We start from the raw sequence: 20,277 nt of genomic DNA, 5'->3' as shown, positions 1-20,277 counted from the left end.
GTATGGGCAGGGATCAACCGGCCTGCACCCGGCGCGCAAACGCTTCGAGCTGGGCCTGCAGCCCCACCTCCATCGTGCCGGACGGGGTCAGGATGCGGCAGGCATCGGGCTCGAGGCTGGGCTCGACCACGACGTTGGCGCGGCGCGGCCAGTCCAGCGTCTCGGCCATCGCATCGAGCAGGTTGCGCACCGCCTGCTCGCGGCCGAGCGGGATCTGGATCGTGATGAAGGGCTCGCTGCGGACCAGCACGTCGATCCGCTGCAGCGCGACCTCGAGGATGATGTCCGGATCGAGCTCGCCGGCGATCTGCTGAACTGCCTTCATCACGATATTGGCCATGGTCCGCCGCATCGCGCCGAGCTGGCGCTCCGCCTCCGCCGCGGCGCTGACCTGCGCGGCGGCGTGCTCGGCCTGGGCCTTGGCCCAGCCGTCGCGGTAGCCGTGCTGGCGCCGCTGCTCGGCGTCGCGCTGCGCGTCGGTGGTGATGCGGTGCGCCTCGCGGCGGGCGGCCTCGATGACCTCGGCCGCGTCCATCAGCGCCGCGTACTCCGCCTCCTTCAGGACCTTGCGCTCGGACAGCAGCTGCAGGTTCTCACTGGTGATCAGAAAAGCCAGTGCCATGTCGGAAACCGTTCCGGAATCAGATTGAGCAGGAGCAGCTCGCGCAGCTGCGCGGCCTGCGGGCGGCTCAGCGCCGGCACTGGCAGCGCGGCAAGCCGCCGCGGGAATTTGCGCCGCACCGCGTTCAACAGCGCGGATGGGGCATCGCCCTGTGCCGTGCCGCTGGCCGCCGGCGGCAGCGCCTGCACCAGGCCGCACAGCAGCCGGTAGCCGCGTTCGGCCATCACGCGGGCGGCCGACGATGGCCGCGCGCGGATCGGATCGAGATTCATCGGCAGGTCCGGCAGATCGGGCACGCGCTTCAGGATGAAGGCCACCGCCTGCGGATCGAAGCGCCGCGCGGCGCGCCGCAGCCGGTACGGCACCGTGCCGATCAGTGGCTGCGCCAGCGCCCCCAGCCTGCCGTCGAGCTGCTGCGCCAGGCGGCTGCGCTCGCTGGCGAAGCCGGGCTTGTGCACCGTCATGCCGCACCAGACCGCGAGCAGCCGCAGCGCGCTGCGATCGAGCAGCACCAGCCTTGCCAGCGGGTCGCCCCGCCCGTCGAGCAAGGCCTGCAGCAATCGCCCGCGCGCCGGTTCGTCGCCGCCGAGCGCCAGCGGCCCCGCCAATATCTGCGCCGCGGCAGGGCCGAAGCGGTCAGCCTTGCGCAGCGGCAGCGGCCATTCGCGCGGCAGCCAGCTCGGATGCTGATGCGCGAGCGGGCGCTGCGCGAAATCGGCGACCGCGCGGGCCAGCGCAAGCGACGGCACATGCGAGGACGCATGCAGGCCATGCGGCAGACCCGGCGCGGCCAGCGCGACCATCAGGCACGGCTCCTCGTCGACGGACGGGCGCCAAGGCGGCCGAACGCCTGCCGCAGGCCGCCGCGTTTCCACGCCAGCACGCCGAGCCCGGCGAGCGCCAGCGCGGCGATCACCGCCCCCGCGATCGCGGCGAAGCGGCCGACCGGGAAGCCCTGGCTGGCCGGTGCACGGGCGACCGGCCCGATGGGCGTAAACGGCCGCGCCTCGACCAGCGACAGCGAGACCTTGTCGTGGGTCACGCCCTCGATGCTGTGGGCGACCATGTCCTTGACCGTCGGCACCAGCAGGCGCAGGTCGGTATCGGGACGATGCTTGATGAAGACCGCCGCCGACGACGGCCGGATCTTGTCCGACAGCGGATCGGTGGCCGGGATCACCACATGCACCCGCGCAGTCACCACGCCGTCGATGTTGCGCAGCGTTTCGGACAGTTCCTGCGACAGCGCGAAGATATAGCGCATGCGCTCTTCGGTCGGCGTGGCCACCAGTCCCTGCTTCTGGAATACCTGGCCCAGCGACGAGAAGCGCTCGCCGGGCAGCCCTTCGCTGCGCAGGATCTCCAGCGCGGCGGGCAGCTGCGCCTCGTCGACGCGCACGCTCCAGCCGGTCTCGCCGGCGCGGACCTTGTCGGCGTCGATGCCCTCGGCGGTCAGCACCGCCAGCATCTGGTTCGCCTCGGCCTCGTTCAGCGAGGCATACAGGTCGACGCGGCAGGCCGCGAGCAGCAGCGCCAGTGCGAGCGGGGCAAGACGCGACAGCCGGCGCCGCCGCGTGGCCGGCATGGCCGAAGCCGCAGAGATCGGCGTCATTGCTGGTTCTTGAGCAGGCTGTTGAACAGATTGGTGCCCGCGCTGCCGATGCTCGACGTGACATGGATCGACGAGAACAGCTCGAGCGATTCGGTCTGAAGCATCATGGCCTGATACACCACGTCGCTGGTGCTGCCCTGCTGGATCGCGGCGAACATGCTCTCGCGCATCTCGTCGAGCCGCGCGGCCTGGCGTGCCGCCTCTTCGCCCGCCGACACATAGGTGGTGCGGATCGCGGCGCCGAGCGACGACGAGCTCGGCTCGCTGGCGGTGGTGCCGCCGGCGGCGCCATGCTGCACCATCTCGGCAAACGTGCGCGCGTCGGCCGGATCGGCGGCCTGGTTGGCCTGTGGCGCCTGCTGGTGCGCGGACACGGTAGCCGTATCGGCAACGGCGCCTTGGGCGGCGATCGCGGTGGGATCCATCGCTGTTCTCCTCGACTGAAATCAGGGACAAGCGGGTCAGGGTGCGCGGCGCGCCGGACCGGCGCCGTGGCCGTCCGGCGACGCGCGCGACCCCGCCGCCGTCAGTTGGTCCTCGACGTCTGCTTGACGTCCTGCATCGCGCCCTGGACCAGGTTGGCCTTCTGCGTGTTGTGCGCCATTTCGCTGCTGACCACGGCGTTCTGACGGGTCAGCGTGTCCTGCAGGGCCATGATGTTCACCGAGAACTCCTGGGCCTTCTGCTGGATTTCCTGCATCTTGGCGTTCAGATCGACTTCACCAGCCATTTCCATCTCCTTCGTCAAGTGGTACTCAAGTGGTACTGCCAAACACTCCACATCGGCGATGCGGAACCGATCTGCCGCGGCCCCTTGCGAGAGACCGCGGCGAATTCCTGCGGCGCACTCCAGCGCTCCCTAGCGCTGCGGCGGCGGCTCGCCGCCCTTGCCTTCCTTCAGCACCAGCCCGTCCGCTTCGATCTTCTCGATCTCGGCGCCGTTCTTCAGCACGGCCCCTTCGAAATACCGGCTGCCGTTGGCCAGCTGCACATAGCGCGTGCCGTCGCCGTTGTCGGTAATGCTGACCACCCGCGCCGGAAACACGCCCTGCCAGTTGTCCCAGCGGCCCTCGCGCAGATGGCGCCGCCGGCTGTCGGCGGTCTCGCGGTAGTCGATGCGGTCGGACACCAGCACGCCGGGGTGCAGGTCCTCGATCACGCGCTTGACCTTGTCGCGGCCCGCCACCGGGTCCGCCGTGCCGGTCAGCACCACGCGGCCATTGCCCTGATAGGCGATGCCGACGCCCGGCTCGTCGACGTAGCGCTGGATGTGTTCGATGATGTCGTCGGCCGAGCGGACCTGCTGCTGCACGCCGCGCCCGAACGGCGCCAGCGCCTGCGCGATGCGTTGGCGATCGACGCGCGAATTGACGAAGCCGCGCACGGCGACCGCGCCGTTGGGCAGCGACACCACCTCCAATTCCGGATAGCCGGCGACGGTCTCGCGCACCGCGGCCGGGTCGACCTGCGCGGTACGGGCGAATCCGCCGTCTTGCGACAGCGTGGCGGCCAGCCAGCCGGCACCGATCAGCAGCGCCACCACCAGCACGCCGATGCCGCCCAGCACCCAGCGGCTGGACTGGCGCACCGGCTCGTCGCTGTCGGCGCGCGCGGCGCGGCGGCCCGATTCGGCCCACGCGAACAGCGTGTCGGTAGTCTCGGAAGCCGCCGGCGCGGCGCGCAGCAACTCCATGTCGAGCGAGCCGACCGTCAGGATGTCGCCACCGGCCAGCGCGATCACGCGCTGCGTGGTGTCGCGGCCGTTGACCTTGACCTGCGCCTCGCCGATGCGCTCGGCCGACACCGCCAGCTCGCCGACGTTCAGCACCAGATGGCGCGGCTGCACGTCGTCGCCGGGCACGCTGATGTCGACGTCGCTGGCGGCGCCCAGCACATTGGCACCGCGCCGCAACGAGATCACCCGCCCGTAGACGGCGCCGCCCAGCAGCCGCAGCGTCCAGCCGGCGGCGCCGGCCTCCTGGCGCGGCGGGCCGGCGAGCGGATCGGCGTGGGGATCGACGTACGAATCGGCGTGCGGATCGGCGTGCAACGTGGCCATCAGCTCATCCCCGGCATCACCAGACGCGGTGTCAGCAGGTAGAAGCGTTCCATGTTGGCCTGGCGCTTCTCCTGGTACTTGAACAGGTTGCCGATGATCGGCACGTCCTGCAGGAACGGCACGCCCGACGATGCGCGCAGCTTCTCTTCCACCGTGTAGCCCGCTATCAGCAGGCTCTTGCCCTCGTCGACCATCGCCTGCGTGGTGATCGAGCGGCGCCGCACGATCGGAATGTTGTCGACGGTCTCGCCGGACAGGTCGCCATCGGCGATATCGATGCTCAGCATCACCGCGCGCCCTTCCCGCTCGTCGATCACCAGCGGCGTCACCCGCACCGCGGTGCCGGCGACCACGTTGAACAGGCCGGCATCCTGGAAGCCGTCGACGCGCACGTAGAACTCGCGCATGTTCTCGAGCGCGGCCTCGGTGTTGTCCAGCGTCAGCACCTTGGGGCGCGCGACGAAGTTGGCCTGGCCGCGCTCGGCCAGCGCCTTGACGCGGGTCAACAGGTAGCGCGTGACGTCGTTGCCGATCGCGCCGGTGAACTGCAGGCCCGAGCCGGCGGTATTGCCGGTGGTGCCGCCCTCCGAACGCGCATTGCCGAAGGTCAGCGGCGAACCGCCGCCACCGCCAAGCTGCAGGTCGACGTGCCGCGTATGCAGGCGCCAGTCGACGCCGAGGCTGTCCAGGTTTTCCTGGCTGATGTCCATGATCGTGACCTCGATCTCGATCAGCCGCGGCTTGACGTCGAGCGACGAGATCAGGCGCTGGTACTGCGCCATCCGTTCCGGAACATCCCGGACGATCACCGCGTTCAGCCGCGTATCGGCCTGGAACTGCGGCAGGCCGCCAAAGCCCCAGTTGCCGAAGCCGGGCTGGCCGATGCCGGTGGAGCCGTCGTTCATCGACTCGAGCACCTGGCGCGGATTGGCCTGCGGCAGCGTCATGTTGTTGGCCCCGCCGCTGCGCAATTCGGCCATGCGGCTGGCGCCGCGGCTCGGGCCCATGCTGACCGGCGTGGTCGCCGTGCCGGCGCGCTGGCGCCCGTACAGGCTGCGCAGCACCGTGACGACGCCCGGCACCGTGATGTCCTTGCCGGAACGATTGATGCGGAAGTCCGACGCCCACGAGTACTTCAGCGGGAAGATCTGCACCTCGGCGCGGTCGTCGTTGACGGCGCGATCGTCGAAGGCGCGCACCGCCGAGCGCACGGTCTCGACATAGCGCTTCGGGCCCGAGACCATCACGGTGCCGTCGTCGTCGTTGATCGTGATCGGATAGCGCGAGTCGATGACCTGCATGTGTTCGAGCGCATCGTTCAGCCGGTCCCCTGCCCCGCGCGCGAACGGAATGACCTCGCTGCGCGCCTCGCCGGCCGGCTCGATATAGAGCAGCGAGCCGTCGTAGTAGTAGGTCAGGCCATAGCTGGCGCAGACGCTGCGCAGGATCGACAGCGGCGAATCGGAGAAGCGGCCGCTGATGGTGCCGTCCACGCGCGAATCGACCACCGCGGTGGTGCCCTGCGTCGACGCCAGCTCGCGCAGGAAGTCCGCCACGCGCTTCTCGCTGGCCGAGATCTGGAACGGCTTGCCGGGCCAGTTCAGGTCGGCCGCGTGCAGCGGCCCGGCCGCGCCGAGCCACAGGGCGAGCAGCAGCGCCACCGCCACCATCATGCGCAGCGCGCCCGCATACCGCGGCGGCAGCGTCTTATCTGTCGACGGACGGCCCTGCATTGCGCCCGCCATGGCCAGACATCGAGGTCCGAACCGTTCGCTTGTCAACATATCCTCCCCGGTTTTCCACTGCGTGATTTTGCGTAGCTGTCGTGCGTAACTGTCGTGCGTAACTGCCGTGCGAATCTGTCGTTACAAGAAGGTCAGCATGGTCTGGATCGCGCGCTGCGAGAACCGCATCACCTCGCCGCCGAGCCAGCCGCCCAGCAGCACCAGCGACACCAGCACCGCGATCAGCCGCGCCGAGGTGCCGATGCTCTGATCCTGGATCTGGGTGACCGCCTGCAGCACCGCCACCACCAGCGCCACCACGGTGCCGATCAGCACCACGGGCAGCGTCACCCACAGCACCACCAGCAGCGCCTCGCGCGTGATATCGAGAATCGTGTCGGCGCCCATCGCTCACTCGACCTCGGGATTGCGGATCCAGCCGACCGGCACCAGGCGCACGTCCTCGTCGACTTCCTGGTAGGACAGCACCGGCAGGCGCGGTGCGACCGGCTCGATCAGCCGCTTGATGTAGCGGCGCACGTCGACGCTGACGACCACCACCACGCGCGCGGCGTTTGCCTTTTCCAGCAGTTGGCGCAACTGCTCGCGGATCTCGCGGGTGACGTCGTGGCTCAGCAGCAGCAGGTTGCCGCGCGCGGCCTTCTCGATCGCGCCCTGCACGCGTTGCTCCAGCGCGGGTTCGAACAGCACCGCGTCGATCGCGCGTTCGCCGCCGACATGGCGGCTGGTGATCAGCCGGCCCAGATCGACGCGCACCAGTTCGGTCAGCGCGATCGCATCGGTTTCCTTGGGTGCCCAGGTCACCAGGCTTTCGAAGATCGTGCGCAGGTTGCGGATCGGCACGTCTTCCTGCAGCAGGCGGCGCAGCACCTCGGTGACGCGCTGCAGCGGTACCACGCGGGCCAGTTCCATCACGAGGTCCGGCGCCTCGGCCTGCACCACGTGCATCATCTCCTGCACGTCCTGGATGCCCAGCAGCGGCGCGGCATGCTGCTTGATCACCGCGCCGACATGGACGGCCAGCACTTCCTCGCAGGACAGCGTGCGCGGCGCCCCCGGGGCCCGCGCGTCGCTGATGGCTTCGCGGCCGGCGCGGCCGGTCGGCTTGTCCTGCGGAATCCATACCGCCTCGGCAAACGGCCCGAACGGCGCGCCGACCACAGCGCGGCCCTGGTCCACCAGGGCGCGCGAGCCCGGCTCGACCAGCTCCATGCCCGGCCGCAGCGCGCCGCGCGAAGCCACCACGTCCTGCACGCGGATCGCGTAGGTATCCGGCTCGCCCAGCGGGCGGTATTCGATCCGCAGCCGCGGAAAGACCATGCCCAAGTCCGATTCGACCTGGCTCTTGGCGATCGTCATGCGCTGCTCGAACTGGCGCATGTCGAGGCGATCGCGCAGCGTCGGGTCCAGGTCGAGCGCCAGCGCGGGCGCCACCGCCGAGCGCGTATCGTCCGACTTGCGCTCGTCCGGCATCTCGATCCAGGTCACCGTGCCGGCGGTCCGTTGGCCGCGGCGCATCAGCCAGTAGCCGCAGCCGGCCACCACCAGCGCCATCGTGGCGAACGTCCATTTGGGGAAGCCGGGCACCACCAGGAACACGGCGATCGCCACGCCCGACACCAGCAGCGCCTTCGGCTGGGCCAGCAGCTGGCGGCCGATCACGGTGCCGAGGTTGGCGGCACGGCTGTCGCTGTCGTCCGACGACACACGGGTGATCACCACGCCGGCGGCGATCGACACCAGCAGCGACGGGATCTGCGAGACCATGCCGTCGCCGATGGTCAGGATCGCGTAGCGCTGCAGCGCGTCGCCGATGCTCATGTCCTTCATCAGCGTGCCGATCGTGATGCCGGCCAGGATATTGACCAGCGCAATGACGACGCCCGCGATCGCGTCGCCCTTGACGAACTTCATCGCACCGTCCATCGCCCCGTGCAGCTGGCATTCCTGCTCCAGCTCGCGGCGCCGCTCCTGTGCCTGGGCGGCGCTGATGGTGCCGGCGCGGACGTCGGCGTCGATGCTCATCTGCTTGCCCGGCATCGCATCCAGCGCGAAACGGGCGCCGACCTCGGCCACGCGCTCCGAGCCCTTGGCGATCACGATGAACTGCACGATCGCGATGATCAGGAACACCACGCCGCCGACCACGACGTTGTTGCCGACGATCAGCTTGCCGAAGGTCTCGATGATGTGGCCCGCATTGGCGTGCAACAGGATCAGCTTGGTCGACGCGATATTCAGCGACAGCCGCAGCAGCGTGGTGAACAGCAGCAGCGAGGGAAACGTCGACAGCGACAGCGCCGACGGAATATAGGTGGCGACGATCAACAGCGTCAGGCTGATGCCCAGATTGATCGTCAGCATCAGATCCAGCAGGAAGGTCGGCAGCGGCAGCACGAACAGTGCGATCACCGCAAACAGCAGCAGCGTCAGCGCGATGTCGGACTGGCGCGAGGCCGCCGCAGCCATCTGCTGCAGGCCCGGCGCGGGGCCGATCCCCTTGGTGAATCCCGACAGTTTTGCCATGACGCGATATGTGGGCTGCTATTGGGCTGCTTTAGGGCTGCTTTAGGGCTGCTATTGCGGTGCTTTTGGGCCTTCTGGCCCCTGCAATGGTTCGATCGGCCGTCCCCGGGGCGAGCCTGCCCGACGCGATGCCACGGCAAGCCGAGCCACGCCGCCGCGGCGCACCCCTGGCGAACGGTGAGCGCAGTGTATGGCGGCTGCGCCACGCGACCAATACCGAGGATTCGTAGCAGCGGGACTGCGCAGGGGGTGCCGGGGGCCGCCCCTACCAAGGCTCGTAGTGGACGGCGCTGCACCTGCTTCCGTATCGTTCTCCCGTCGCGCATCTGCCATGCAGCTGCGTACTTCGTTTGCGTACTTCGGTCACCGGCTGCGGCCGCTGCGGCCAGCATCGCGCCGCCGGCGGGCCTTGCCATGCCTCTGCCATTCATGACGTCATCCGTTGCGCTCAGCGAATCCCCAGCGTCGGCAGGCCCCTTGTCAGCGGGCCGCGGCGGGCCGGCGCGTGCGCGCGTGCGGCTGCACCGCCCGGGAACCGGCGACACCCCGATCCGCGAACTGGACGCCGCGCCCGAGCTGCCGCATGTCGAAGCCGATGTGGCGGCCCTGGCCAATCGCCTGCTGTGCCGGACGGCGCCATTGCGGTTGCGCCTGGCCGGCGCCGACTGGTTGCTGCATTTCGAGCCGCAGGACGGCCCCGCGGCCGGCGGGTCGGCCTCTTCGCACGGCGGACTGGACGTCCACCGCAACGCTTACGCCTTCACGATCGGCGAAACGCGCGGACAGCTGTCGTTCGATATTCCGAGCGAACGCCGGCTGCTCGGCGTGGACGGCGCCGCGGAGACGCTGCCCGCGCTGCTGCGGCAAGCGTTGATGGCGGATGCACTCGCCCAGGTCGCGGAAGCCGCGGCCGCCGTATCCCGGCAGCCGTTCGCCTGGCAAGGGGATGGCGCCGGCCCGCGCTCGCGGGCGCCCTGCTTCGGCCTGACGCTGCGGCGTATCGCCGATGGCGGCGACGACCGCGACGGCACCAGCGGCAGCGAGGCGCTGCACGCGACCCTGCAGCTTGACGAGCCCGAACGCCTTGCCGCGCTGCCGCTGCTGCAGCGCGGAGCCGATACGCCGCTGGCGCCGTGGCTGGCACAACTGCGCGTGCCGCTGGCCGTGCGCATCGGCACCACTGCCATCGCGGTCGGCGAGATGCGCGATATCCGTCCCGGCGACATCGTCGGCATCGAACAGTGGCAGACGCATGGCGGCGCGCTGGCCGTCCATTGCACCACCGGTGCCGCGGGACTGGGCTGGCCCGCGCTGGCCGAGGGGCGCCGCATCACGATTCAACGCCCGACCGGCGCCCCCGCCGCGCCGTCGGCTCATGGAGACAGCATGGAAGACCGCAACAACGGGCAGCGCGACTTGCCGCATCCGGACGCCGCCCCGGCCGCGCTCGATCGGCTGGAAGAACTGGAGGTGTCGCTGCGCTTCGAGGTCGGCGACGTCTCGCTGGCGCTGGCCGACCTGCGCGAGGTGCGGCCCGGCTACGTATTCGAACTGCCGCAGCCGCTGAAACAGAGCGAGGTGCGCATCGTCGCCGGCGGCCGCATCCTGGGCACCGGCACGCTGATCGCGGTGGGCAACCGGCTCGGCGTGCGCGTGTCGAGCTTCGCCGCGGGTGACGCATGAGCGGCAATCTGTACAACCCGGTACTGATCCTCACCGTCATCCTGGCGTTCGGCATTGCGCCGTTCGTCGCGCTGATGGTGACCAGCTATACCAAGCTGGTGATCGTGTTCGGGCTGCTGCGCGCCGCGCTGGGGCTGCAGCAGGTGCCGCCCAACATGGTGCTGAACGGCATCGCGATCATCCTGACCGCCTATATCATGGCGCCGATCGGCGCCGATGCCTTCGACGCGATCGAGCGGCGCGCGCAGAGCAATGCGCCGTTCAACGTGGGGGATGTGGTGACCGTCTACGACTCGGTCAGCGGGCCGCTGAAGGAATTTCTGATCAAGCACACCGAGGAACGCAACCGCACCTTCTTCGTGCAGTCGGCCAAGCGGATCTGGCCGGAGGGACGCGCCGACGATCTGCAGCCGGACGACATGATGGTGCTGATCCCGAGCTTCACGCTGTCGGAGCTGACGCGCGCGTTCCAGATCGGCTTCATCATCTATCTGGTCTTCGTGGTGGTCGACCTGATCGTCGCGGCGATCCTGCTGGCGCTGGGCATGTCGATGATCGCGCCGACCACGATCTCGGTGCCGTTCAAGCTGCTGCTGTTCGTGATGCTGGAGGGGTGGACGCAGCTGATCCAGGGGCTGGTGCTGTCGTACCGCTAGGTTGCTGCGGCCGGTGCGGCCGCGGCATCGGCCTCGCTCTCCATCCTCTCTGCCTCAGTCGATCACCTCGGCGCAGGCATCGGTCGGCAGCGCGGCGACATCGCCGATCACCGGCACGATCTTCAGGCCCGCGGAGGCAACCCGGCACGGGGCGGCCAGCACGCCGCAGCCCCCGAGCGCAAGGACCGATGCAAGGAGCAGCGGCAATACAATCAGCAATCGTTTCATCGGGCATGGCCTCGTCAGCGGGAACGCGCATTGTGCACGATTCCTTGCCTGCCGGCATCCTGGGCTAGCATACGGACTGATACGCCCTTCCGGATCGCCGATGACTTTTGCCGCAACGACCCATCTGCACGACCTGCAATCGCCCTTCCCGGTTCCCCGCACGCGGCGCCGCCGCTGGATCGCCGGCGCGCTGACCGCCTTGCCGATGGTCCTGCTGGCCGCCCTGCTGACGGGCTTCGCCACCGGCGCACTGGCCCAGCCGCTGTGGTTCGCCAATGGCAAGCCGACTCCCGCCGCGCAGCAGGCAGTCGCCGCACTGGCCAACGCACCGGCCGACGGCCTGGACGCCGAGGACTACGACGCCAACATGCTGCGCGACGCGGTGGCGAAGGCCGCCAACGGGCCGGCGCTGCCGCCCGAGGCGGCCGATCGCCTCGACGGTGCGCTGACCGCGGCAATGCAGCGCTATCTGTCCGACCTGCACCGCGGCCGCGTCGACCCGCGCAAGGTCGGCGCGAACTTCAATATCGCCGAGGAGAAGCCGTTCGATCCCGATGGCTATCTGCGCGCCGCGCTGGCGGCGAACCGTCTGCCGGCAGCGATCCGCGAAGCCGCGCCGTCGTTTCCGCTGTATGGCACCCTGCGCGATGCGCTGGCCCGCTACCGCGCGCTGGCCACGCAGCCCTACTGGAAGTCCCCTCTGCCGGCGCTGCCCGAGCGCAAGCTGACCGAGGGCAAACCCTATGACGGCCTGCCTGCGCTGGCCCAGCGCCTGACCGCGCTTGGCGATCTGCCCGCGGGCACGCCGGTGCCTGCCACCTATACCGGCCCGCTTGTGGCCGCGGTCAAGTCGTTCCAGACCCGCCATGGCCTCGAAGCGGACGGCGTGATCGGCCCGGCCACGCTGGACCAGCTCAATACGCCGCCGTCGGCGCGCGTGCGGCAGATCGTGCTGACGATGGAACGACTGCGCTGGACTCCGCTGGCGGAAGGCTCGCGCATGATCGTCGTCAATATCCCCGAGTTCATGCTGCGCGCCTACGAGTTCCACGAGGGCAAGCTCGATATCCGGCTCGAGATGAAGGTGATCGTCGGCAAGGCCCTCGACACGCGCACGCCGCTGTTCAAGGAGGACATGCGCTATATCGAGTTCAGCCCGTACTGGAACGTGCCGCGCTCGATCGCCACGAAGGAGATCATTCCGCGGCTGCAGCGCGATCCCGCCTACTTCAACCGGCAGGGCTTCGAATTCGTGGCCGGCAACGAGGTCATCAAGCAGCTGAACGCCGCCAATATGCAGGCGGTGATGGACGGGCAGATGCGCATCCGCCAGCGGCCGGGCCCGCTGAACGCGCTCGGCGACATCAAGTTCGTGTTCCCGAACAACCAGGCCATCTATCTGCACCACACGCCGGCGCCGCAGCTGTTCAAGCGCGGCCGGCGCGACCTGAGCCACGGCTGCATCCGCGTCGAAGATCCGGTGGCGCTCGCCAGGTTCGTGCTCAAGGACATGCCGGAATGGACCGAGGAGCGGATCCGGCAGGCGATGGGCGCCGGCAAGGCCAGCACCGTCTCGCTGATCAATCCCTTGCCGGTAACGTTGGCTTATGGCACGGCCATCGCAAGAGCCGATGGACGGGTATACTTCCTCGCTGACATTTACGGCCAGGATAAAGTGCTCGGCCAGGCGCTGCAGCAGCGCGCCGCGCGCCGGGCCTCACATACGCCAGCCGTCAGGGCCACGCCGCCGGCCAAACGCGCGGCCAGCGCCCCGCCCTCCTGAGACAGGCAACATCGAGCCAACTTCGAGCCAAGCAAGCTAGAACATCACATCATGACGTATTCACGTGATCCGGCACGGCGCCGCTTCCTGCAACGTACCGGCGGCCTGGCGCTGAGCGCCGGCCTGACGGCCCTGGCGCCCAGGCTGGCGCTGGCCAATGTGCCGGGCGCGCGCGCGCTGGCCTTCGACCACACCCATACCGGCGAGCATCTGTCGCTGGTCTATGCGATGGGCGAACAGGTCCTGCCGCAGGCCCATCTGAAGCTCAATCGCTTCCTGCGCGACCATTATTCGGGGGACGTCGGCACGATCGATCCCGAGTTGTTCGGCGTGCTGTACCAGCTGCGCACGGTGCTGGGCAGCGACAACCCGTTCCAGGTCATCTCCGGCTATCGCAGCCCCCATACCAATTCCCGCCTGCGCAAGACGCGTGGCGGCGGCGTGGCCAAGCACAGCCTGCATTTGGACGGCAAGGCGATCGACATCCGCCTGCCCGGCGTGCCGCTGGACGATCTGCGCGACGCGGCCGTGTCGCTGCAGGCCGGCGGCGTCGGCTTCTACCGCAGCGAAAACTTCATCCACATCGACACCGGCCGCGTGCGCCGCTGGGGCTGATCCCCACGGCAACCGTTATTGGCGCGGCTCGCTTCGGCCGCGCTTGTCCGAGACGATCCGGCCATCCTTGAAGACCAGCTGCAATTGACGGACGTTGTTGACGTCCTCGAGCGGATTGCCGCCGACCACGATCAGGTCGGCGATCTTGCCGGTCTCGATCGTGCCGAGCCGATCGCCGACGCCACAGACCGCTGCCCCATGCGCGGTCGCCGCGCGAATCGCCTGCCACGGCGTGGCGCCATCGCGCACCCATAGCCCCAGCTCCAGCAGGGCCGCGTCCTTCAGCGGCCGGATATCGGAGCCCAGTGCCATCCGCACGCCCGCGCGCAATGCTTTCTGAAAGGCCTCGGTGTGCTGCTCGACCGCGGCTTCCGCACGGCAGCACAGCGCCTGCGCCAGATTGCGTTCGCTGGACCAGCGCCGTTCGAAGATATTGGTGGCCTGCACCGGCGTCAGATGGCTGATCGCCAGCGTCGGCACATACCAGGTGCCGTGCTCCACCAGCGCCTCGATGCACTCGTCGTCCATGATGTAGCCATGTTCGATCGAATGCGCGCCGAGCCGGACCGCGGCCTTCACCGCCGCCGGATTGGTGGCATGCGCCATCACCTTGAATTCGCGCAGCTTGCAGATATCGAACGCGGCGCGGATCTCGTCGTCGAGCAGGAAGCTGTGCCGGTGCAGGTCCCACGCCGGCCCCAGGATGCCGCCCGACAGGTTCAGCTTGATATGGTCGACGCCATGCTTGATCTGCTCGCGGATCGCCTTGACGAAGCCATAGGGACCGTCGCATTCGAGCGCATGGCCCGAGGTCAGGAAGTGCCCGCCGGTCGTGGTCAGGAAATGCCCCGCGGCAAAGACGCGCGGGCCCAGATGCTGGCCGGAATCGAACGCGCGCTTCCACGCGACATCCATGAAGCTGTGCGCGCCCGCGCTGCGAAAGCCGACGATGCCCGATTCGAGCAGGCCCTGCTGCAGCTTGTGGCCGAACAGCGTGACCTGGTCGGGCAGGGGCATGTCCATCAGCGTCGGGAAGTAGTCGGGATGGATATGCACGTCCCACAGGCCCGGCATCAGGAAGGCGCCGTGCAGGTCGACCACCTCGCAGTCGCCTACGCCGGCAGGATCGCCGGCATGGAAGATCTCGCGGATCTTGCCGTCCTCCAGCAGCACGGCCTTGTCGGGCTGCGCGGCCGGCTCCACGCAGTCGATCAGCGTGGCGTGTTTCAGCAGCGTTCTCATGCTTTCCCCTTCTCGGTCGTCATCGTTTGGCGGCAGGGGCCATCTGCCTGGCCAGCTCGCTCCATTTGGTGATTTCCGCGTCGATATAGCGGCCGAACGCCTCCGGCGACGAGCCCTGCACCACCGCACCCAGCGACGCATAGCGCTGGCGCACCTCGGGCATCTGCAGGATCGCGTTGACCTCGCGGTTCAGGCGCGCGACCACCGCATCGGGTGTTTTCGCGGGCGCGAGCAGGCCCCACCAGGTGCCGCCGCTGAAGTCGGGCAGGCCCGCCTCCGCGAAGGTCGGCACATTGGGCAGCGAGGGCAGCCGCGACGGCAGTGCCACCGCCAGCGCGCGCAGCTTGCCGGCCTTGACGTGCTCCTGCACCGCGGGCGGCGTGTCGAGCGTGTAGTCGATATGGCCGGCAATCACGTCGGCGATCGACGGGCCGCTGCCTTTGTATGGAACATGGGCCGCCTCGATGCGCGCGATCCGCTTGAACAGTTCGCCGCCCATATGGTTGGACGTGTTCTCGCCGAACGACGAATAGTTGAGCTTGCCGGGATTGGCGCGGGCATAGGCAATGAACTCGGCCAGCGTCTTTGCCGGCACCGACGGATTGACCACCAGCAGGAACGGCACCGTTCCGACGGTCGACACCGGTTTCAGGTCACGCCGCGGATCGTAGGACAGGCTCATCGTCGAAAGCGCGATCGAGACCTCCGGCGACGCCGCCAGCAGCAAGGTATAGCCGTCCGGCTCGGCCCGCACCACCGAAGCGGCGCCGATGGTGCCGCTGGCGCCGGGGCGGTTCTCCACGACGATCTGCTGACCCAGCCGCGACGACAACTGCTCGGCCAGCAGCCGGCCGCCGACATCGGTGCTGCCCCCTGGCGGATAGCCGATCACCATGCGAATCGGCCGCTCGGGCCAATCGGCGGCCGCGCCGAGCCGGGGTACCGCCGTCGTCAGCATTAGCGACGAGGCGGTGAGGAAAGTGCGTCGTTTCATCGTGAGCTCCCCTGTTTCACATCAGCATGGCAATGCGTCATCGGTCGAGCTGGGCGGCTTTCTGATCAGCGTGTCAGGCCGCCGGGCTTACCATCGCATCCGCAATCCGGTAGGCGGTATTGACCGAATCGGTGACGCCCAAATGCCCGTGCCCCACCGCCAGCCACAGGCCCGGATGACCCTCGGCCGGCCCAACGATCGGCACCGAGTCCGGCATGCACGGCCGGTGCCCCATCCATCGGCTCGGCGCCGGATCGTCGAGGCCATCGAAGGTTTCGCGCGCGATCCGCTCGAGCATCGCCGCGCGGCGCATATCGGGCGGACGCGACAGCCCGCCGATTTCGACCGTGCCGCCGACGCGCAGCCCCTCCTCCATCGGCGTCACGAAGACCTTGCGGTCCGCCAGCACCACGGTGCGCGATACGACTCGCGCCGCATCGCGGAACTGCACGTGATAGCCGCGCTGGCTCTCCAGCGGAATGTCGAGCCCCAGCGGCGCCGTCAACTGGCGCGACCAGGCGCCGGCGGCGACCACGATCTCGTCGAAGCACTGGTCCGTGCGGCCGTCGGCCTCCACCACACACCAGCGCGGCCGGCCCGCGAAGTCCGCGCGGCGCAGCGCGCGGACTTCGGTTCGCAGCCGGCTGCCGCCGCGCTGCTCGAACGCCCGCACGATGGCTTGCACATAGCGGCCCGGATTGACGATGGTCGCGTGGTCCTGCAAGAACATGCCGACCTGATAGCGCCTGCCGACATTGGGCTCCAGCGCCTCGATGCCGGCCCGGTCCAGCCTCTCGACGTCGTAGCCGAACTCCTTGCGCATGCGCCACGACGTCGCGTCCTTGTCCAGCGCCGCGGCATCGGGATACAGATGCAGATGCCCGCGCCGCACCAGCAGCTCGGGCACCCCGATCTCCTGCGTCAGCTGCAGATGCCGCTGCACCGCATTCACGTGGATCGCATGCAGCCGCTCCGCAGCCTGCTCGACGCGGCGCGGCGACGCCGACGCGATAAATCGCAGCAGCCACGGCAAGGCGCGCGGCAGATAGGGCAGCGGCAGATACAGCGGACTGCGTTCGTCCAGCAGCATCGCCGGCAACGACGCCAGCACGCCCGGCATGGCCAGCGGCGCGACCGAGCCCGGGCTGATGGCCCCGGAATTGCCATAGCTGCAGGCCTGGCCGGGCTCGTCCCGGTCGATCAGCGTGACCTCGGCCCCGCGCTTCTGCAGCTCGTACGCGATCGCCGACCCGACGATGCCGGCGCCGACCACGGCAACGCGTGGCGGGCGGGACGAAGCGGACGGAGGGATCGGCGTGTTCTGATGTTGCATGGAAATCTGTTGGATCGGTGGATGGCTTGACGGCTTCGAATGTAAGTGGCTCACTATCGCGGGCGCAATAGCGGATATCGGCATGCGATATCTGGGCAGCTCAGCGAGGAGACCCTGGAATGGGAACGGCGAAGGCAGTGCGGGCACCGACAGCCCGGATCGCGGGGGCGAACGGCGATGGCGGACAGCGCGACGAGCGTGAAGACGACACGCGGCCGGCCAATCCGCTCTTCATCGCGTCGATCGGCAAGGCCTTCGAAGTGCTCGAATGCCTGGCGGACATCGGCCGCCCGGTCGGCCTGACCGAGCTCTGCCAGCATGCCTTGCTGAGCCGCAGCGCGCTGCAGCGCATCACCCATACGCTGACCGCCCTCGGCTATCTGCGCCAGGACCCGAAAACCCGCGCCTTTACGCTGTCCGGCAAGGTGCTGCACCTGAGCCACGCGATGCTGTCCAGCGACTCGCTGCGCGACCGCGCCCTGCCCCATCTCGAAGACCTGAATCGACGCACCGCCGAGACCGTCAACCTGATGGAGATGGAAGGCGACGAGATCGTCTATGTGGTGCGCTTTCCCGGCTTTCGTGCGGTCAGCGTCGACCTGCACGTCGGCTCCCGTCTGCCAATCCACTGCTCCGCGGCCGGCCGCGCGATCCTCGCGGAAATGGACATCGACGATGCGATGCGCTTGCTGGCGCGCGTGCCCCGCCGCGCGATGACGCCGCACACGCGCACCGAGCTGTCCGACCTGCGCACGGCGCTGCAGACCGCGCGCAAACGCGGCTACGCGCTGAACGACCAGGAATCCTTCATCGGCGATATCTCGATCGCCAAGGCGATCCTGAACCGGCAGCGCGAGCCGATCGGCGCCGTGAACATCGCGGTGTCGACCTCCCGCTGGACGGTCGAGGAAACGCTGCGGCAATTGCTGCCGCAGCTGCTGGTCACGGCACGCGCGATCGAACGCGACGTCAACGCGCGCTGAGCGATTTGCGCGGGGCGCGGCCGCTGCAAGGGCCGAATCGCATCCGCCGCCGTTGTCAAAAAACTGTCATCGACGCTGCCTACCATGCTGTCTGCGCTCCCCCAGAGCGGTCCCCCTCGATGCCCGGCCACCCGCCGGGCATCGTCGTTTGCAGCGTCGAACTTTCAGATTGCTTTCAACAACATGAAGCCAACACCGAACCCCTCTCGCCGCACCCTCCTCAAATTCCTTGCCACCTCGCCGATGCTGCCGCTGGGCTCGGCTTCGGCCGCGCTGCTGGCCGGCTGCGGCGGCGGCGACGACGCGGACACCGCGCCGAACCCCGGCACGCCGGCCGCCACCTTCACCACCGCCGAGTTCATCGGCATGGCGGCGCCGACCCTGGCCGCACCGGCCGCGATGGCCACCACCACGGTGGGCTCGGAGCTGAAGGTCTCGTTCAGCGACGGCAGCAGCCAGACCTACAAGCTCGCCTATCAGCCCTTCTTCATCACCGGCGATACCGTGCCGGACGGCAAGGGCGGCAGCGTGGTGGCCGGCGGCTACTTCGACATCCACAACCAGCCGATCCTCGACCGCTCGGTGCCCGGCAGCGAGCGCCAGTTCTTCTCGGATTGCGTCGACGGCAGCTCGCTGCTGACGCTGCCGAACGCCAACGTGCCGGGCGTCAAGGGCAAGCCGGTGTTCGCCGTGGTGCAGTTCGAATACACCACGCGCGACCAGGCGGGCGGGTCGACCTACGGCATGCTGCCTTCGCCGATCGCGATCCTGACGCTGGACCAGGACCCGGCCACCGGCAAGCTGACGCTGGTCAAGTACCACAACGTCGACACCTCGTCGGCCCGCGGACTGTGGATTACCTGCGGCGCCAGCCTGTCGCCGTGGAACACGCACCTGTCAAGCGAGGAATACGAGCCGGACGCCTTCACCATCGCGTCGAACACGCAGTTCCAGCGCTTCAGCACCTTCACCTTCGGCGACGCGACCGCGGCCTCGCCTTACGACTACGGCCATCTGCCCGAAGTCACGGTCAACCCCGACGGCACCGGCTCGATCGTCAAGCACTACTGCCTCGGCCGCATCTCGCACGAGCTGGTCTGCGTCGCGCCCGATGAGCGCACCGTGCTGATGGGCGACGATGCCACCAACGGCGGCGCCTTCATGTTCATCGCCGACCGCGCGCGCGACCTGTCGTCGGGCACGCTGTACGTCGGCAAATGGAACCAGACGTCGAGCACGGGCCCGGGCTCGGCCACGCTGAGCTGGATTCCGCTGGGCCACGCCACCAGCGACGAAATCCGCGCGCTGGTCCGCGGCGGCATCAAGGCCACCGACATCTTCGACGTCAAGACCACCGATCCGGGCGATGCCAGCTATACCCGCATCCCGTTCAACGGCGGCTTCCAGTGGGTCAAGCTGATGCCCGGCATGGAAAAGGCCGCGGCCTTCCTCGAGACGCACCGCTACGCGGCACTCAAGGGCGGCAGCCTGGGCTTCACCAAGTGGGAAGGCACGACCATCAACGTGCGCGACAAGGTAGCCTATATCGCGATGTCGCGCATCGAATCGTCGATGCTGAACGGCTCTGGCGACGTCAAGGTCGAAGGTCCCTACTCGGGCGCGGTCTACGTGCAGAACCTGCGCGGCGGCCAAGCGGATACCACCGGTGCGCCGATCAACTCCGAATGGGTGCCGGTCGATATGGCCGCCGTGCCGGAACTGATCGCCGAGGACTTTGGCGGCGGCAAGCTCAAGCAGCAGGATGCGCTGGGGAATTTCGCCAACCCCGACAGGATCGCGACCCCGGACAACCTGAAGTACTCGGAAAAGCTGCGCACGCTGTTTATCGGCGAGGACAGCAATACGCACGTCAACAACTTCCTGTGGGCCTACAACATCGACACGAAGAAGCTGTCGCGCGTGTTGTCGACGCCCGCCGGCGCGGAATCGACCGGGCTGCATGCGGTGGACGAGATCAATGGCTGGACTTACGTCATGAGTTCGTTCCAGCATCCGGGCGATTGGGAATCGCCGCTGCATGACATCGTCAAGCCGACGCTGGATCCGCTGGTTCGGGCCAACTACAAGGACCGCTTTGGCGCTGCCGTTGGCTATATCACCGGAGACGCGACCTCGGTGAAGCTGGCGAAGGGATAAGCCGTTGAGGCAGGGAATGAAGCCCGGGCGGGGATCGCC

Annotated in this window: 19 protein-coding genes; 6 read left to right on the top strand and 13 right to left on the bottom strand. The window is 68.6% G+C overall.

The window, feature by feature from the left end:
• Positions 1-13 precede the first annotated feature (13 nt).
• The 9 genes from sctL to sctV all read right to left on the bottom strand — a co-directional run bounded on the left by sctL (position 14) and on the right by sctV (position 8,564).
• The gene (gene sctL, locus F7Q96_RS09365) at positions 14-622 is read right to left on the bottom strand and encodes a type III secretion system stator protein SctL (protein WP_053823833.1); all 609 of its coding nucleotides are present in this window, start codon (positions 620-622) and stop codon (positions 14-16) included.
• Positions 604-1,425, bottom strand: coding sequence for a type III secretion system protein SctK (locus tag F7Q96_RS09360; protein ID WP_151022528.1), 822 nt, complete (start codon positions 1,423-1,425; stop codon positions 604-606). Before F7Q96_RS09360 ends, sctL begins: the two co-directional genes overlap by 19 nt.
• Complete coding sequence (gene sctJ, locus F7Q96_RS09355) at positions 1,425-2,234, bottom strand: type III secretion system inner membrane ring lipoprotein SctJ (RefSeq protein WP_226995067.1); 810 nt, start codon at positions 2,232-2,234, stop codon at positions 1,425-1,427. The genes F7Q96_RS09360 and sctJ overlap by 1 nt, the downstream gene beginning before the upstream one ends.
• A complete protein-coding gene (locus tag F7Q96_RS09350; protein ID WP_053823831.1) occupies positions 2,231-2,659 on the bottom strand; it encodes a hypothetical protein in 429 nt (142 codons plus the stop codon). The genes sctJ and F7Q96_RS09350 overlap by 4 nt, the downstream gene beginning before the upstream one ends.
• Before the next feature lie 101 nt (positions 2,660-2,760).
• The gene (locus tag F7Q96_RS09345; protein WP_006580119.1) at positions 2,761-2,964 is read right to left on the bottom strand and encodes a hypothetical protein; all 204 of its coding nucleotides are present in this window, start codon (positions 2,962-2,964) and stop codon (positions 2,761-2,763) included.
• 129 nt (positions 2,965-3,093) lie between these two features.
• Positions 3,094-4,293, bottom strand: coding sequence for an FHA domain-containing protein (locus tag F7Q96_RS09340; protein WP_244959173.1), 1,200 nt, complete (start codon positions 4,291-4,293; stop codon positions 3,094-3,096).
• On the bottom strand, positions 4,293-6,038 hold the full coding sequence (gene sctC / locus F7Q96_RS09335; RefSeq protein WP_226995064.1) for a type III secretion system outer membrane ring subunit SctC: 1,746 nt from the start codon (positions 6,036-6,038) through the stop codon (positions 4,293-4,295). The genes F7Q96_RS09340 and sctC overlap by 1 nt, the downstream gene beginning before the upstream one ends.
• Positions 6,039-6,158: 120 nt before the next feature.
• On the bottom strand, positions 6,159-6,425 hold the full coding sequence (locus tag F7Q96_RS09330; protein ID WP_006580269.1) for a flagellar biosynthetic protein FliQ: 267 nt from the start codon (positions 6,423-6,425) through the stop codon (positions 6,159-6,161).
• A 3-nt stretch (positions 6,426-6,428) separates the two neighbouring features.
• Positions 6,429-8,564 (bottom strand): type III secretion system export apparatus subunit SctV, encoded by a 2,136-nt coding sequence (sctV, locus tag F7Q96_RS09325; protein ID WP_053823830.1) that lies wholly within the window; start codon positions 8,562-8,564, stop codon positions 6,429-6,431.
• 513 nt (positions 8,565-9,077) lie between these two features.
• Here sctV and sctQ point away from each other — a divergent pair.
• Positions 9,078-10,247 carry a type III secretion system cytoplasmic ring protein SctQ gene (gene sctQ / locus F7Q96_RS09320; RefSeq protein ID WP_249041660.1) on the top strand — a complete coding sequence of 390 codons (1,170 nt, stop codon included), beginning with the start codon at positions 9,078-9,080 and terminating at the stop codon, positions 10,245-10,247.
• A complete protein-coding gene (gene sctR / locus F7Q96_RS09315) occupies positions 10,244-10,903 on the top strand; it encodes a type III secretion system export apparatus subunit SctR (RefSeq protein ID WP_006576043.1) in 660 nt (219 codons plus the stop codon). Before sctQ ends, sctR begins: the two co-directional genes overlap by 4 nt.
• A 54-nt stretch (positions 10,904-10,957) precedes the next feature.
• Here sctR and F7Q96_RS26795 read toward each other — a convergent pair whose 3' ends face one another.
• The gene (locus tag F7Q96_RS26795; protein WP_170265853.1) at positions 10,958-11,131 is read right to left on the bottom strand and encodes a DUF6726 family protein; all 174 of its coding nucleotides are present in this window, start codon (positions 11,129-11,131) and stop codon (positions 10,958-10,960) included.
• A gap of 205 nt (positions 11,132-11,336) precedes the next feature.
• Here F7Q96_RS26795 and F7Q96_RS09310 point away from each other — a divergent pair, with 205 nt between their 5' ends.
• Positions 11,337-12,914, top strand: coding sequence for a L,D-transpeptidase family protein (locus tag F7Q96_RS09310; protein ID WP_151022559.1), 1,578 nt, complete (start codon positions 11,337-11,339; stop codon positions 12,912-12,914).
• 51 nt (positions 12,915-12,965) lie between these two features.
• A complete protein-coding gene (locus tag F7Q96_RS09305) occupies positions 12,966-13,529 on the top strand; it encodes a YcbK family protein (RefSeq protein ID WP_053823827.1) in 564 nt (187 codons plus the stop codon).
• A gap of 15 nt (positions 13,530-13,544) precedes the next feature.
• Here F7Q96_RS09305 and F7Q96_RS09300 read toward each other — a convergent pair whose 3' ends face one another.
• From F7Q96_RS09300 to F7Q96_RS09290, 3 genes are all read right to left on the bottom strand, one after another.
• Complete coding sequence (locus F7Q96_RS09300; protein ID WP_170265854.1) at positions 13,545-14,771, bottom strand: amidohydrolase family protein; 1,227 nt, start codon at positions 14,769-14,771, stop codon at positions 13,545-13,547.
• Between the two features lie 19 nt (positions 14,772-14,790).
• Entirely contained in the window at positions 14,791-15,765 is a 975-nt protein-coding gene (locus F7Q96_RS09295) for a Bug family tripartite tricarboxylate transporter substrate binding protein (protein WP_082371726.1), read from the bottom strand.
• 73 nt (positions 15,766-15,838) lie between these two features.
• Positions 15,839-17,098 carry an NAD(P)/FAD-dependent oxidoreductase gene (locus F7Q96_RS09290; RefSeq protein ID WP_053823823.1) on the bottom strand — a complete coding sequence of 420 codons (1,260 nt, stop codon included), beginning with the start codon at positions 17,096-17,098 and terminating at the stop codon, positions 15,839-15,841.
• A 119-nt stretch (positions 17,099-17,217) separates the two neighbouring features.
• Between F7Q96_RS09290 and F7Q96_RS09285 the strand changes: the two genes are divergently transcribed.
• Positions 17,218-18,081 (top strand): IclR family transcriptional regulator, encoded by an 864-nt coding sequence (locus F7Q96_RS09285; RefSeq protein WP_053823822.1) that lies wholly within the window; start codon positions 17,218-17,220, stop codon positions 18,079-18,081.
• A 183-nt stretch (positions 18,082-18,264) separates the two neighbouring features.
• Positions 18,265-20,238 (top strand): PhoX family protein, encoded by a 1,974-nt coding sequence (locus F7Q96_RS09280; protein WP_053823821.1) that lies wholly within the window; start codon positions 18,265-18,267, stop codon positions 20,236-20,238.
• Positions 20,239-20,277: the final 39 nt, after the last annotated feature.

Origin of the sequence: Cupriavidus gilardii, from assembly GCF_008801915.1 — a bacterium.
Classification (GTDB): domain Bacteria; phylum Pseudomonadota; class Gammaproteobacteria; order Burkholderiales; family Burkholderiaceae; genus Cupriavidus; species Cupriavidus gilardii.
Note: the sequence above shows the minus strand (reverse complement) of the source record. Positions and strands in the feature narration are given on the sequence as shown.

Coding starts and splice junctions, on each gene's coding strand:
- sctL (WP_053823833.1), bottom strand. CDS start 622: ATGGCACTGGCTTTTCTGATCACCAGTGAGAACCTGCAGCTGCTGTCC.
- F7Q96_RS09360 (WP_151022528.1), bottom strand. CDS start 1,425: ATGGTCGCGCTGGCCGCGCCGGGTCTGCCGCATGGCCTGCATGCGTCC.
- sctJ (WP_226995067.1), bottom strand. CDS start 2,234: ATGACGCCGATCTCTGCGGCTTCGGCCATGCCGGCCACGCGGCGGCGC.
- F7Q96_RS09350 (WP_053823831.1), bottom strand. CDS start 2,659: ATGGATCCCACCGCGATCGCCGCCCAAGGCGCCGTTGCCGATACGGCT.
- F7Q96_RS09345 (WP_006580119.1), bottom strand. CDS start 2,964: ATGGCTGGTGAAGTCGATCTGAACGCCAAGATGCAGGAAATCCAGCAG.
- F7Q96_RS09340 (WP_244959173.1), bottom strand. CDS start 4,293: ATGGCCACGTTGCACGCCGATCCGCACGCCGATTCGTACGTCGATCCC.
- sctC (WP_226995064.1), bottom strand. CDS start 6,038: ATGGCGGGCGCAATGCAGGGCCGTCCGTCGACAGATAAGACGCTGCCG.
- F7Q96_RS09330 (WP_006580269.1), bottom strand. CDS start 6,425: ATGGGCGCCGACACGATTCTCGATATCACGCGCGAGGCGCTGCTGGTG.
- sctV (WP_053823830.1), bottom strand. CDS start 8,564: ATGGCAAAACTGTCGGGATTCACCAAGGGGATCGGCCCCGCGCCGGGC.
- sctR (WP_006576043.1), top strand. CDS start 10,244: ATGAGCGGCAATCTGTACAACCCGGTACTGATCCTCACCGTCATCCTG.
- F7Q96_RS26795 (WP_170265853.1), bottom strand. CDS start 11,131: ATGAAACGATTGCTGATTGTATTGCCGCTGCTCCTTGCATCGGTCCTT.
- F7Q96_RS09310 (WP_151022559.1), top strand. CDS start 11,337: ATGGTCCTGCTGGCCGCCCTGCTGACGGGCTTCGCCACCGGCGCACTG.
- F7Q96_RS09305 (WP_053823827.1), top strand. CDS start 12,966: ATGACGTATTCACGTGATCCGGCACGGCGCCGCTTCCTGCAACGTACC.
- F7Q96_RS09300 (WP_170265854.1), bottom strand. CDS start 14,771: ATGAGAACGCTGCTGAAACACGCCACGCTGATCGACTGCGTGGAGCCG.
- F7Q96_RS09295 (WP_082371726.1), bottom strand. CDS start 15,765: ATGAAACGACGCACTTTCCTCACCGCCTCGTCGCTAATGCTGACGACG.
- F7Q96_RS09290 (WP_053823823.1), bottom strand. CDS start 17,098: ATGCAACATCAGAACACGCCGATCCCTCCGTCCGCTTCGTCCCGCCCG.
- F7Q96_RS09285 (WP_053823822.1), top strand. CDS start 17,218: ATGGGAACGGCGAAGGCAGTGCGGGCACCGACAGCCCGGATCGCGGGG.
- F7Q96_RS09280 (WP_053823821.1), top strand. CDS start 18,265: ATGAAGCCAACACCGAACCCCTCTCGCCGCACCCTCCTCAAATTCCTT.